Origin of the sequence: Mycobacterium sp. ITM-2016-00318, assembly GCF_002968285.2 — a bacterium.
GTDB lineage: Bacteria > Actinomycetota > Actinomycetes > Mycobacteriales > Mycobacteriaceae > Mycobacterium.
The window spans coordinates 1,719,761-1,732,455 of record NZ_CP134400.1; the positions used below are offsets into that span (position 1 = coordinate 1,719,761).

The 12,695-nt window shown below is 66.9% G+C and carries 14 protein-coding genes; 9 read left to right on the plus strand and 5 right to left on the minus strand.

Annotation, left to right across the window (positions count from 1 at the left end; genetic code table 11):
• Positions 1-2: 2 nt before the first annotated feature.
• Positions 3-761 (minus strand): TVP38/TMEM64 family protein, encoded by a 759-nt coding sequence (locus C6A82_RS08305; protein ID WP_105345801.1) that lies wholly within the window; start codon positions 759-761, stop codon positions 3-5.
• Positions 762-802: 41 nt separating this feature from the next.
• Here C6A82_RS08305 and C6A82_RS08310 point away from each other — a divergent pair, with 41 nt between their 5' ends.
• Both C6A82_RS08310 and C6A82_RS08315 read left to right on the plus strand, forming a co-directional pair.
• Entirely contained in the window at positions 803-1,651 is an 849-nt protein-coding gene (locus C6A82_RS08310) for an SDR family NAD(P)-dependent oxidoreductase (RefSeq protein WP_105345819.1), read from the plus strand.
• Positions 1,648-3,180: an FAD-binding protein gene (locus C6A82_RS08315; protein WP_105345803.1), complete on the plus strand. Its 1,533-nt coding sequence runs from the start codon at positions 1,648-1,650 to the stop codon at positions 3,178-3,180. The genes C6A82_RS08310 and C6A82_RS08315 overlap by 4 nt, the downstream gene beginning before the upstream one ends.
• Here C6A82_RS08315 and C6A82_RS08320 read toward each other — a convergent pair.
• The gene (locus C6A82_RS08320; protein ID WP_233216962.1) at positions 3,177-3,761 is read right to left on the minus strand and encodes a VOC family protein; all 585 of its coding nucleotides are present in this window, start codon (positions 3,759-3,761) and stop codon (positions 3,177-3,179) included. The genes C6A82_RS08315 and C6A82_RS08320 overlap by 4 nt on opposite strands.
• Positions 3,748-4,662 carry an acyl-CoA thioesterase II gene (locus C6A82_RS08325; protein WP_233216963.1) on the minus strand — a complete coding sequence of 305 codons (915 nt, stop codon included), beginning with the start codon at positions 4,660-4,662 and terminating at the stop codon, positions 3,748-3,750. The genes C6A82_RS08320 and C6A82_RS08325 overlap by 14 nt, the downstream gene beginning before the upstream one ends.
• A 36-nt stretch (positions 4,663-4,698) precedes the next feature.
• On the opposite strand from C6A82_RS08325, the gene C6A82_RS08330 reads away from it, so the two are divergent.
• Positions 4,699-5,580 carry a LysR family transcriptional regulator gene (locus tag C6A82_RS08330; protein WP_105345806.1) on the plus strand — a complete coding sequence of 294 codons (882 nt, stop codon included), beginning with the start codon at positions 4,699-4,701 and terminating at the stop codon, positions 5,578-5,580.
• A 57-nt stretch (positions 5,581-5,637) separates the two neighbouring features.
• A complete protein-coding gene (locus C6A82_RS08335; RefSeq protein ID WP_105345808.1) occupies positions 5,638-6,912 on the plus strand; it encodes an MFS transporter in 1,275 nt (424 codons plus the stop codon).
• A gap of 19 nt (positions 6,913-6,931) precedes the next feature.
• Here C6A82_RS08335 and C6A82_RS08340 read toward each other — a convergent pair whose 3' ends face one another.
• Entirely contained in the window at positions 6,932-7,438 is a 507-nt protein-coding gene (locus C6A82_RS08340; protein WP_105345809.1) for a nitroreductase/quinone reductase family protein, read from the minus strand.
• Between the two features lie 15 nt (positions 7,439-7,453).
• On the opposite strand from C6A82_RS08340, the gene C6A82_RS08345 reads away from it, so the two are divergent.
• Positions 7,454-7,885 (plus strand): VOC family protein, encoded by a 432-nt coding sequence (locus C6A82_RS08345; protein ID WP_105345811.1) that lies wholly within the window; start codon positions 7,454-7,456, stop codon positions 7,883-7,885.
• A gap of 61 nt (positions 7,886-7,946) precedes the next feature.
• Here the strand turns inward: C6A82_RS08345 and C6A82_RS08355 are convergent, their stop codons facing one another.
• Positions 7,947-9,530, minus strand: a complete 1,584-nt coding sequence (locus tag C6A82_RS08355; protein WP_105345813.1) for a PTS transporter subunit EIIC — start codon at positions 9,528-9,530, stop codon at positions 7,947-7,949.
• A gap of 116 nt (positions 9,531-9,646) precedes the next feature.
• On the opposite strand from C6A82_RS08355, the gene C6A82_RS08360 reads away from it, so the two are divergent.
• The 4 genes from C6A82_RS08360 (at position 9,647) to C6A82_RS08375 (ending at position 12,668) form a co-directional block, all read left to right on the plus strand.
• Entirely contained in the window at positions 9,647-10,117 is a 471-nt protein-coding gene (locus tag C6A82_RS08360) for a glucose PTS transporter subunit IIA (protein WP_105345822.1), read from the plus strand.
• On the plus strand, positions 10,117-10,902 hold the full coding sequence (nagB, locus tag C6A82_RS08365) for a glucosamine-6-phosphate deaminase (protein ID WP_105345814.1): 786 nt from the start codon (positions 10,117-10,119) through the stop codon (positions 10,900-10,902). The genes C6A82_RS08360 and nagB overlap by 1 nt, the downstream gene beginning before the upstream one ends.
• A gap of 10 nt (positions 10,903-10,912) precedes the next feature.
• Positions 10,913-12,049, plus strand: a complete 1,137-nt coding sequence (gene nagA, locus C6A82_RS08370; RefSeq protein ID WP_105345816.1) for an N-acetylglucosamine-6-phosphate deacetylase — start codon at positions 10,913-10,915, stop codon at positions 12,047-12,049.
• Positions 12,050-12,137: 88 nt separating this feature from the next.
• Complete coding sequence (locus tag C6A82_RS08375) at positions 12,138-12,668, plus strand: DUF998 domain-containing protein (RefSeq protein WP_311101741.1); 531 nt, start codon at positions 12,138-12,140, stop codon at positions 12,666-12,668.
• Positions 12,669-12,695 lie beyond the last annotated feature (27 nt).

A 12,695-nucleotide genomic window follows, 5' to 3' on the forward strand; every position in this document is an offset into this window, starting at 1 on the left:
TGCTACTGCCCTTCGCTCTCGGGTGTTAGCCCACCCTTTGTTTGACGGACAGTACCTGGTCCGTCGGTCGTCGTATGACGACGCCCACGCCAATGGCGGTAGCCATGGTGGGTCGCCAACGCGCCGATGACGGCGGTAATGCACCAGATCGCGATGGCGACATACGCCAGCGGTGACGACAGATCGCCGATCGATGCGCCCAACGCGGTGTAGACGAACGCCCGCGGTACCGAACCGATGAACGCACCGGCGGCGATCTGCCACAGCGGCATTCCGAAGGCACCGAACGCGTACGACGCGAGCGCATCGGAGACGCCCGGGATGAACTTCTGGCCGACGACTGCCCACAGCCCACGCCGTTCGATCAGGCCGTCCAGGCGGTCGGAGCGCTCGGTGCCGAGGAGTGTGCGCGCGCTCGTCCTGCCTACCCGCCGCCCGATCAGACCGGCGATGACCGCCGTACCGACCGTCGCGCCGAGAGTGACGAACAGCCCGAGCACTGGACCGAAAAGCAGGCCGCTGCCCGCGGCGAGGATCGGGCCCGGCACGAAGATCGCCCCGAGCAGCGCCGACACCACGACATACGTCAGTGGCGCGAGCGGGCCCGTTGCGGTGACCGTGCGCCGGACATCCTCGACGTCGACCACACGGGTAACGGCAACGAGGTAGAACAGGCCGAGCAGAAACGCCGCGAACACGGCCAGCCGAATGATGTGTCCGCGTCGGGAAACGGCGGGCGCCTCGTCGTCGTCGTCGATCATCTTGGAGACGATTCTTCCGCACGCCGCGTATGGTCCGGCGAATGACCGGTGACGGCGTCCCGCCCATCGATGACTGGAACAGGCTTCTCGACGGGCGGGTCGCGGTGGTCACCGGGGGAGGCGCGGGCATCGGCGCAGGGATCGCGCGCCTGTTCGCCCAGCACGGAGCGCTCGTCGAGGTCGCCGAGATCGATCGCGAACTCGGTGATGCGATCCGCGACGAGGTCAGCGGCGCGGGCGGACGTATCCGAAGCCACGTCGTCGATGTGACCGACGACGGTGACGTCGCCCGGATGGCCGACGCCGTGCTGACCGAGCACGGCCGGGTCGACGTGCTGGTGAACAACGTCGGCGACTACCGCCCGCTGGTGCCCTTCGCCGAGTCGACTCCCGACTCGTGGCAGCAGATGTACGACGTCAACCTGCGCCACGTCTTTGCGGTGACCAGGGCGTTCGTGCCGTCGATGATGGAGGCGGGACGCGGCAGCGTCGTCACCGTGCACTCGGTCGAGGGGATGCGCGGATACCCGAAGGACCCGGTGTACGGCGCGATGAAAGCGGCCGCCGCGCACTTCACCACCTGTCTGGCCGTCGACCTCGGACGGCACGGTATCCGCGTCAACGGCATCGGCACCGACTTGGCCCAGACGCCGCAGGTCGACTACCTGACCGGCTATCAGGATGTCGGCGAACTATGGGCGTCATGGGCGCCGGTCGGACGGGTGGGCTGGCCGGAGGACCAGGCGCGGGTGGCGCTGTTCCTGGCCTCCGACCAGTCCGCGTTCGTCACCGGGCACAACATTCCCGTCGACGGCGGCACGAAAGCCGGTGGCGGCTGGCTGTTCTCACCGCGCGAGGGCCGCTTCGTCAACAGGTCGAGGAACCTGTGACCGTGCCCGAGGAAACCGTCGACGTCCTCGTCGCAGGGTCCGGCGGTGGAATCGCCGGTGCCTACACCGCTGCGCGGGAGGGGCTTTCGGTCGCGCTGGTTGAGGCGACCGACCGATTCGGCGGCACGTTCGCCTATTCCGGCGGCGGCGGGATGTGGTACCCGTGCAATCCGGTTCTCGCTCGTGCCGGCAGCGACGACACCATCGAAGACGCGTTGCGTTACTACCGCGGCGTCGTCGGTGACCGCACGCCCGCCGAACTTCAGGAGACGTACGTGCGGGGCGGTGCTGCGCTGATCGAATACCTGGAGCGCGACGATCACTTCGCGTTCAAGGTGCTGCCGTGGCCGGACTATTACAGCTCGGTGTCGGGCGCCCGCACCGACGGGATGCGCCACATCGTGTCGCGGGCGGTGCCCGACGACCGGCTCGGCCGATTCCGTGGACTGGTCCGAGGACCGCTGGACCACGAACGCCTCGGCGCACCGAAGCCCGACCTGCTCACCGGCGGTCGCGCGGTCATCGGCCGCTTCCTGTCTGCGATGGCCGACAATCCCGCCGTCACCGCGCATCTGAACACCAGCCTCGTCGAGCTGATCGTCCACGACGGCCGCGTCGTCGGCGCCGGCGTGGAGACCGCCGGGGTGCGGAGGGTGATCCGGACCCGGCGTGGAGTACTGCTCGCCGCGGGCGGGTTCGAACAAAACGATGCGATGCGATCCGAATTCGGCGTTCCCGGAGCCGCATTGGACACGATGGGCGCGCCCGGCAACGTGGGGCACGCCCATCGCGCCGCGATGCTCGTCGGCGCGAGCACGGACCTGATGGACCAGGCGTGGTGGTCACCGGGACTGGTTCACCCCGACGGCAGGGCTGCGTTCGCGCTGTGTTTCACCGGCGGCATCTTCGTCGACCGCGCCGGTCGCCGGTTCGTCAACGAGTCCGCCGCCTACGACAGGTCGGGCCGCGAGATCATTCGGGCGATGCGCGAGGGCACCGTCGGCCCGCGGTACTGGATGATCTATGACAGCCGGGCAGGCGAGGCGCCGCCGGTGATGGCGACCAACGTGTCGCTGTCGCCCACGAGCGAGTACGTGTCCGCGGGATTGTGGCGAGAGGCCGATACCGTGGCGGGCCTCGCCGGCCAGATCGGCGTTCCGGCAACCAATCTCGAGGCCACGGTGCACCGCTTCAACGAGTTCGCAGCGCGCGACGATGACGCGGACTTCGGCCGCGGCAGGGAGTCGTTCGACCGTGCGTTCACCGGCGGTGCATCACCGCTGGTGCCGATCGACACCCCGCCCTACCGGGCGGCGGCGTTCGGCATATCGGACCTCGGCACCAAGGGCGGGCTGCGCACCGACGTCGACGCGCGGGTGCTGGACGCCGACGGGGATTCGATTTTCGGACTCTACGCGGCGGGCAACACGATGGCCGCGGTGTCGGGCACGACGTATCCGGGTGGCGGCAATCCGATCGGCGCGTCGATGTTGTTCAGCCACCTCGCGGCACTGCACATGGCCCGCTAAGGCGTGCGGTAGCCGTCTCGGGTGAGGATGCGGATCGGGTCGGTGCCGTCCCACTGCGCGCATGTCTGCGAGATCCTCGACAGGTTGGCCTGAAAGCTCGACTTCTCTTCGGCGACCTCGGTGAAGAACCCGAAATCGTCGACGGTGTCGAAGAACGCGACTCGCTGACCCGGCGATGTGAACTCGCATGCGAGCTCGTACCCGAGCGCTTCGTAGTGAGCCTTCTTCCCGTCGTAATCATCTGTCAGGGTGCAAATCTGGTGGAGACCGGACTTGGCGTTGGCGTGCAGATCGCGGAACACACTCGGCCCGTCGGTGAAGTCGGCGATCAGCTCGATTTGGACCGGCCCGGCTTGCGCGACACCGACGTGTATGTCCACCGACGCCGCCGCGCCTCGGTAGCGGCACGCGCTGGAGACCCGCGGCAGGATGTGGAACGGGCCGACGCCTAGGACGTCGACCCAGCGGCGGGCGGCCGGTAACAGGTCGTCGACCACGAAGCCGAGTTGGAACATCCGGTACTCGCCCTCGGGCCACGGCTGCTGGAACATCCTGTGGTGCAGGGGATCAGCGATTGGCACGGATGAGCACCTCCTGGGTGGTGCTGGCCACCAGGTGACCGTCGATGTCGTGGACGGCGCCGCGAACCAGGCCGCGGTGTCCCGCAACCGCCAACAGTTCCGCGGTGTGGCTGTGCCACCGGTCGAACTGCACCGGCCGGTGCAGCCATATCGAGTGGTCGAGGCTGAACGCGGTCGACGACTCGACGCTGACCGGTTCGGGGTGCCCGCGCAGCGCGATGTCGAGCAGCAGGTAGTCGGTGGCGTAGGCGAGCAGGACGCTGTGTAGGACGGGGTCGTCGCCGACGGTGCGTGGCAATCGCATCCAATGCGATCGCGGGCCGGTGGCACGGGGCCCGCCGAAGAAACATGTCGGCTCGGCGATGCGCATGTCCAGCGGCGGCGGTCGGCTGATCCAGGTTCGAGCCCGCTCGATCAGGCCTTCCGGCGCGCTTTCCACCCAGTCCTGCAGGCGCGGCAGTTCGTCGGGATCGACCCCCTGGGGTGCGCGCTCCGCGAACTCCGGTTCCGTCGGGTTGTCGTGGAACGACACCATGGCGATCAGCAATGTGTTCCCGCCCTGTTCGACGGCGACGCGACGCGTGGCCATCGACCGGCCGTCGCGCACCCGGTCGACCGCGACGTCGAGCGGATGATCGGGGTTGCCGGACTGCACAAAGTACGCGTGCAGGGAATGCGGCGGTTTGTCATCGACGGTGGTGGCGGCGGCCTGCATCGCCTGGGCGATCATCTGGCCACCGAAGACCCGCCCGAAGCGGTTGGCCTCGCTGTGCACGCGAAAACGGTCGTCGCCCATCGGCTCCGGTCGCAACGATGTCAGCAGGCTGTCGAACGCGCGCTCGATGGTGTGCTTCAGATCCGGCAGGTCGGCCATCTCGACGATCTTGCCCGACTGCAACACGGCCTCGACGCCACGGTCGATGGTTATGGTCGAGAGGTGAACCTCGAGGAACTGCGCTGGTTCGTGGTACTCGCAGAGACCGAACACGTCACCGACGCCGCCGCGCAGTTGTCGGTGAGCCAGCCGACGCTGTCCCGAGCCCTTGCCAGGTTCGAGCGCGAGGCGGGCGCGCCGCTGTTCGACAGGGTCAATCGAAGGCTCCGGTTGAACGCATACGGCCAGATCATGCTGGAGCACGCCCAGCGCAGCATCGCCGAGATGCGGTCGGCGCGCGAACGCATCGCCGCACTGCGCGACCCGGACACCGGCCGTGTCCGGCTCGCTTTCCTGCATTCTCTCGCGAGTTGGTATGTGCCAGAACAACTGCGGCGGTTTCGCCAGTCCGCCCCGGCTATCGGATTCGACCTCGTGCAGGGGTCTGCGCACGAGATCACGCAGCGGGTACTTGACGGTCAGGTGGACATCGCGGTCACCGCGCCTCGTCCCGAAGGGTCCGACTTCGGTTGGCGGCGATTGTATGTCGACGAGTTGTGCCTGGCCGTCCCGCACGGGCACCGGCTGGCAGCGCGGACGCGGGTGCGGCTGTCTGCCGTGGCGGGGGAACCCTTCATCGCACTCGCGGAACAAGCCGGCCTGCGACAGCTCACCGACCAACTGCTGGCAGAGGACAACGTCAAACCCGACATCGTCTTCGAGGCAACAGAGATCCCCACGGTGGAAGGACTCGTTGCCGCGGGGTTCGGCGTTGCCGTCATTCCCGTTCCCCGCGATGGCGGCAAGGCCAAGACCGTTCACGTTCCCATCTCGAACGCGGGGGCCAAGCGCGAGGTCGGCCTGGCCTGGGGCACGGCGCGCGATTTGTCGCCGCCCGCGAGACGGTTTGCGGCCTTCCTCAGCAATGATGCGCTGGATGCATAGTTAGCGACAAAACTATGCATTGGACACATCAATGCAGCTCTTTTAGCGTCTTTGTTCATGACCATCCAGCAGACCTCCGCCCGGATGTGGGCAGGACACAGCCGCGGCTCTGCCGAATACCGGCGCCTTCTCGCCGCGCTCTTCTGCGCGGGGGTCGCGACCTTCGCTCAGCTCTACTCGCCGCAGGCCGTGCTGCCGCTGATCGCCGCGGACCTGCACGTCGGCGCCGCCACCGCGGCGTTGACGATTTCGGCCTCCACCATCGGCCTGGCCCTCGGGGTGATCCCGTGGTCCACCATCGCCGATCGCATCGGCCGTGTGCGAGCGATAACGATGTCGGTCACCGTCGCGGCGGTGGTCGGTCTGCTCGTCCCGTTCGCGCCCACCTACGAACTTCTGCTCGCCGGGCGATTCCTCGAGGGACTGCTGATCGGCGGCGTGCCCGCGATCGCCATCGCCTACCTCACCGAGGAGATCGATCCCACCCACGCGGCACGGGCCGCGGGCACGTTCGTCGCGGGCACCACCATCGGCGGTCTGCTGGGCCGGATCGTGTCCAGTCCCGTTGCGGAGATCGCCGGCTGGCGCATCGGCGTCTGCACCGTCGCGGCGGTGTGTTGTGTCGCCGCATTCGGCTTTGTCAAGCTCGCCCCCCAACCTCGTGGTTTCCTTCCGTCGAAGGAGCCAGGGACCAATCCAGAAGGCACGCTTCTCCATCGGCTGGCCGCCAATCTTCGCTCACCGCGACAGCTCGCCCTCTTCTCGCAGGGCTTTCTGCTCATGGGCGGCTTCGTGGCGCTGTACAACTTCCTCGGCTTCCGGCTGACCGCGGCGCCGTTCCACCTGTCGCCGTTCATCGTCAGCCTGGTGTTCGTGGCCTATCTCGCCGGGACGTGGGCATCGGCACGTGCCGGTGCGGAGGTGACGCGGTTAGGGCGCAAGCGGGTGCTTCTGGTCTCCGCCGCGATCATGGCCGCGGGAGTCGCAATCACGATGAGCGACAACCTCTTCGTCGTCCTGGTGGGCCTGTTGATCGCCACGGCGGGCTTCTTCGGCGCCCACTCCATCGCGTCCGGGTGGACCGGCCGGTCGGCCCCGGCCGGTAAGGCGCAGGCGTCCTCGCTCTACAACCTCTTCTACTACGGCGGTTCGAGTGTCTTCGGCTGGTTCGGCGGGGTTGCCTACGACGGATACGGCTGGGGTGCGGTCGCCCTGACCATCATGGCGCTCGTCGTCATTGCAGCGGTCGTGGCCGCAAGATTTCTACCCGAAATAGTTCCGGTCCACCGGCTCAGTAAAGGCGCTTCCTCGCCACCTACACGGGTTTCCTGATCTCGGGATCCCGCCCCGTCTAGGGGGACTGATGGTCTGCTTCGGTGAACACGTCAATGGTTTCCACGGGCTCGAGCATGATCACCGGGATGTGACGGGTCGTTGACCTCTGATAGCTGAGATACGGCGGATACACGGACACCATGAAGTCCCAGATCCGATGTCGCTCTTCGTCTTCGGGCTCGCGCCAGGTTGCGCGGAAGGCCTGCGTCGCGATCTGGACATCGACATGGTCGTCGGCGCGCAGATTGAAGTACCAGTCGGGGTGCTGGTCGGCTCCGCCCTTGGACCCGACGATGACGATCTCACCGCCGATGTCACCGTAGATCAGTGGGACGATGCGCGTCTTACCGGATTTGCGACCCCGCACCTTGATCAGGCAGTGCGTGGTGAAGGGGTGGCCACCGATCTCCGAGATGTCCATGACATGGCCCCGCGTACCACCGGATTGCAGATAGAGCTCGCGGTGCTTGGCCATCCAGTCGCGGCGCTCTTGCCGGATTGCAGCGGCTGAGTCATTGCCCATGGCACCATCTTGCACGTGACCGACGGCAACGCTCCAGCAATTACCGGGATCCACCATTTCTCCGTAACCGTCCGCGACATCGAAGCCAGCTTGGCCTGGTATCAGCGGGTGTTCTGGGCAGAACACATCCCGATGCAATTTCCACACTACGAACGAGAGGACACCGGTTATGGCGTACTGCTCCTCGAGCCGCGCTCCGGCCTGGTGATCGGGCTTCACACGAACACCGGCAACGACGGCGCGCCGTTCGACGAGGCCAAGACCGGGCTGGACCACATCGGCTTGAATGTCGCGGGCCGCGAGCAGCTCGAGGCATGGACGGCGTGGCTCGACGAGCTCGGTGTCGAGCATTCCGGCATCAGGACCGGCGAGACGCCATTTCCCTTCGCGACAGTGGTTTTCCGCGATCCGGACAATATCCAGCTGGAGTTGTTCGCCGTCGTGTGACCCGCTCAGGCCATCGAGGGGTTGGGCCGCATGCACCCGTGACGGTGTGACGCTGTCGTTCCTAGAGAACGTCGTTGATGTCGTTCTTCAGCGCCTCGGCGTCCGTGCCGAACACCGCCTGAACGCTGTTGCCGATCTCGACGACGCCCGCCGCCCCGAGACCCTTCAAACGCGCCTGGTCCACCTTGTCCTTCTCGTGGACCTCGACGCGGAGCCGGGTGATGCAGGCGTCGACGTTGACGAGGTTGTCCCGGCCGCCGAACGCCGCGATCACCCTCTCGGCCTTGCTGTCGGTCGCCGCGGGTGCGGTGGCCGTAGCGGGGGCGGCGGCTTCTCCGCCCGGCGTGGCCGCGATCGCCGATACGGCGCCCGCACCGAGGTTGGCTTCCTCTTCTGCCTCGAACTCGTCCTCGGGCTCACGGCCGGGGGTGCGCAGGTTCCACCTCGTGATCGCGAACCGGAACAGCAGGTAGTAGAGGACGAAGAAGACCACCCCCATTCCGATGAGCAGCGGGATGTTCTTGGCGGCGGGTGCCGTGCCGTACAAGAGCAGGTCGATGAGGCCCGCCGAGAACGAGAAGCCGAGGTGTATGTCGAGCAGGTAGGCGATCGCCAGCGACAGGCCCGTCAGCACAGCGTGGATGAGGTACAGCGGGAAGGCGACGAACATGAACGCAAACTCCAGCGGTTCGGTGATGCCGGTCACGAACGCCGTCAGCGCCGCCGCCGCGAGAATCCCAACCGCGAGCTTGCGCTGCCTCTTGTTCGCCACATGGATCATCGCCAGCGCGGCGGCCGGCAGCCCGAACATCAGAATCGGGTAGAAGCCCGAGGTCAGGATGCCTGCGGTGGGGTCGCCCGCGGCGAAGCGGGTCAGTTCACCGGTGACGGCCTCCCCGCCGGGCGGCTGATAGTCGCCGTAAAGAAACCAGATATAGGAGTTCGGGATGTGGTGCAGCCCGAGCGGGATCAGCATGCGGTTGGCGAAGCCGTACACGAATGCGCCGAGTGCGCCTGCGCCGCCGATGAACTCGCCGAGTGCCGTCAGGCCCGCGTCGAAGATCGGATAGAAGTAGCTCATGGCAAAGGCCAGGAACAGGCACACGAGCGAAACGATGATGGGCACGAATCGTCTGCCGCCGAAGAATCCGAGGTAAGAGGGCAGCTTTATGGTGTGGTAGCGGTCGAACAGCCACGCAGTCACAAGACCGACAACGATGCCGGCGAACACGCTGTAGTTGATCTGTGCCTGTTCCCCCGCCTTGTCCACCTCGCCTGCGAGCACGATCGGCGACATGGTCTTGAAGACCGCCTCGACCACCAGGTAGCCGACGACCGCGGCCAGTGCGGTCGAACCGTCCGCCTTCCTCGCGAACCCGATCGCGACGCCGACGGCGAACAGCAGTGGAAGGTTCGAGAAGAGCGCGTCGCCCGCCGCGCTCATCGCCTTGAAGAAGGGCCCGATGACCGGGGCCTCGATCCTGCCCAGCAGGTCGGGTTGGCCCACGCGCAGGAGGATTCCTGCCGCGGGCAGCACCGCGATCGGGAGCATGAGGCTCTTGCCGAGCCGCTGCAACTGCGCGAACCCCGGGAAGTGCATACCCGACCTATGCTGAGCCGCTTGAGATTTCGCCGTGTCGCTCATCGATCGGTCACCCTTCTACTGCCGCAATGGCTCTGCCGCCGAAGCGCCAGCGGTAGCTTAGACGAGAACACCCGAAGTTGAGACCGTCTTGCCGGCACACTCGTATTGTTTGGGTGGTGAGCAAGACGCTGGTCCAAGCCCCGGTGGCGGGGCGCGCAGTTCGGCTAGAGGACGTGCCCGACCCGGTGTTCTCCCAGGGGATGGTGGGCTACGGCGCGGCGGTCGACCCGCCACGCGGGCTGGTCGAGGCCGTCGCGCCGGTCAGCGGCAAGCTGCTGAGGCTGATGCCGCACGCCTACATCGTGATGACCGCCGACAACGTCGGCATCCTGGTGCACCTGGGACTCGACACGGTCGCTCTGAAGGGGGAGGGCTTCACCGCTCACGCCGCTCAGGGCGACGACGTCACCGCCGGGCAGGTCATCATCACCTACGACGTCCCGGCAATCGAAGCCAAGGGACTCAATCCCATCGTCCCCGTCGTGGTCATGGATGAACGCGATTCCGGCAACGTCGTGCCGTCCGATGCGGTCACCGCAGGGTCCGATATCGCTTCCGGCGCAGACCTTTTCCTCGCAGCCAAGTAATGGAAGTCATCATCCTGGCCGACGCCGAGGAAATCGGTGGCATCGCGGCCGACGCGATCGGCGCGCTGTTGGGCCGCAACCCCGCCGCCGTGCTTGGACTGGCCACCGGGTCGTCGCCGCTGGCGATCTACGACGAGCTGGCGGCGCGCTGCGAGGCAGGCACTATCTCGTTTCGGCAGGCCCGCGGTTTCACCCTCGACGAGTACGTGGGTCTACCCGCCGACCATCCGCAGCGGTACCGGACCGTCATCGACGAGGTGTTCGCGTCCCGCGTCGATTTCGTTCCGGGGGCAGTGGAAGGCCCCGACGGCCTGGCGGCCGACATCCCGGCTGCGTGCGCGGCTTACGAGAGCGCGATCCAGGCGGCGGGCGGAGTCGATCTGCAGATCCTCGGAATCGGCACCGACGGGCACATCGGGTTCAACGAACCGGGTTCCTCGCTGGCATCCCGTACCCGCATCAAGACTTTGACCAGGCAGACCCGCGTCGACAACGCCCGATTCTTCGACGGCGACCTCGACGCGGTGCCCACTCACTGTCTGACGCAGGGCCTCGGGACCATCATGGCGGCCAGGCACATCATCCTGGTGGCCACCGGCCGCAGTAAGGCCGAGGCCGTGCACCAACTCGTTGAGGGCCCGGTGAGCGCGTTGTGGCCGGCGACGGTGCTGCAGCACCATCCGCACGTCACCGTCCTGCTCGACGACGCCGCCGCGCGACGGCTTCAGCTCGTCGACTACTACCGCGAGACGTACCGCTCGAAGCCGAAATGGCAGGGCATCTGAGCCCGCCGCCATGCTGATCACCGCAGATGCGCTGCTGACAGGCCGAGAATTGCTGGCACCCGCATGGATTGAGGTTGCCGACGGTTTGGTTACCGCGGTCGGGGCGGGACCTACACCGCGGCCGGCGGATCGCAATCTTGGTGCGGTGACGGTGGCGCCGGGTTTCGTCGACACGCATCTGCACGGCGGGGGAGGAGCGAACTTCTCCACGGCCGACCACACCGAAACGGCTACCGCTGCCGCATTTCACCGCAGACACGGCACCACCACCATGGTCGCGTCGCTGGTCACCGCGGGTCCCGCGGATCTGCTGCGCCAGGTCACGGCTTTGGCCGACGACGTCCGCTCCGGGGTGATCGACGGGATTCACCTGGAAGGCCCGTGGCTGTCCACGCTGCGGTGCGGGGCCCATCAGCCGTCCCTGATGCGGGATCCCGATCCCGGCGAGATCGACCGCGTCCTCGAGGCAGGCGGCGGAGCGATCCGGATGGTCACCATCGCACCGGAACGCGAGGGTGCACTGGCTGCGATTCGACAGATTGTCGATGCGGGAGTGGTTGCTGCCGTGGGGCATACCGAGGCGACCTACGAACAGACCAGAACGGCCATCGACGCCGGTGCGACGGTCGGCACGCATCTGTTCAACGCCATGCGGCCGATCAACACCCGGGAACCCGGTCCGGTCATCGCGTTGCTCGAAGACCCGAGGGTGACAGTGGAGTTGATCACCGACGGCGTCCATGTCGATCCCGCGCTGTACCGGCATGTCGTGCGTAGCGTCGGGCCGGATCGCGTTTCCTTGGTGACCGATGCGATGGCGGCGGCAGGGATGTCCGACGGTCGGTACTGGCTCGGACCGCTGGCTGTGGACGTCGTCGGAGGGGTGGCCCGCGTCGCGGACAGCCAGACCATCGCGGGCAGCACCGCGACGATGGATCACCAGTTCCGGTTCGCGGTGCAGCACAGTGGATTGCCGCGTGATGAGGCGCTGATGGCCGCGATGCGGCAGTCGTCGAGCAATCCCGCTCGCGCGCTGGGGTTACCGGGCGGAGAGCTCGCCGCCGGTACGCCAGCCGACTTGGTGGTACTGGACGCCGATCTCGCGGTGTCGGCCGTCATGCGTCGCGGGTCGTGGGTCACCCATTAGCGATTTCGGCGCGCTTACCGACGCTGAGCGTGGATTTCCGCGCCGAATTCGCGTAGCCGCCGCATGGATATGGCTGGCGGGTGCGGCGGTGTACCTCGTGTGCGAGGCGGTCGCCGCTGCGGGATACCCCGGCTACAGCTATATCGACGACTACATCAGCGACCTCGGCGTGTACGCGATCATGAACATCGGGTTCACCATGCACGGCGCACTGTTCCTGCTCGGCGCCATCGTCGTATCGCGTGCCTGTCGAGACATCGGTGCGGCCGGTTGGGGTTTCGTGCTTGCCGCGGCGGCGAATGCGATCGGCAACGCGCTCGTCGGCGCCTTCAGGAGTGGTGACCACTGGCATGTGCTCGGCGCAGGACTGGCGATCGTCGGCGGCAATGTCGCGGTTGTCATCGCCGGTATCGGCAGTCGCGAGGCATCACGTCGGTACAGCAGCGCAAGCATCGTCATCGGAGCCGTTGGCCTTGCGTGTCTCACGGCACTGATCATCGACGGCGCCAGCGGTTCACGGCTCATACCCGTCGGCGTCCTCGAGCGCGGATCCGTCTACTCGATCGTCGTCTGGGAGCTCATGACGGGCGTCGTGCTCTTGCGATTTCGGCGCGTTTAGTACCGCTGAGCGTGACCAAGCGCGCCG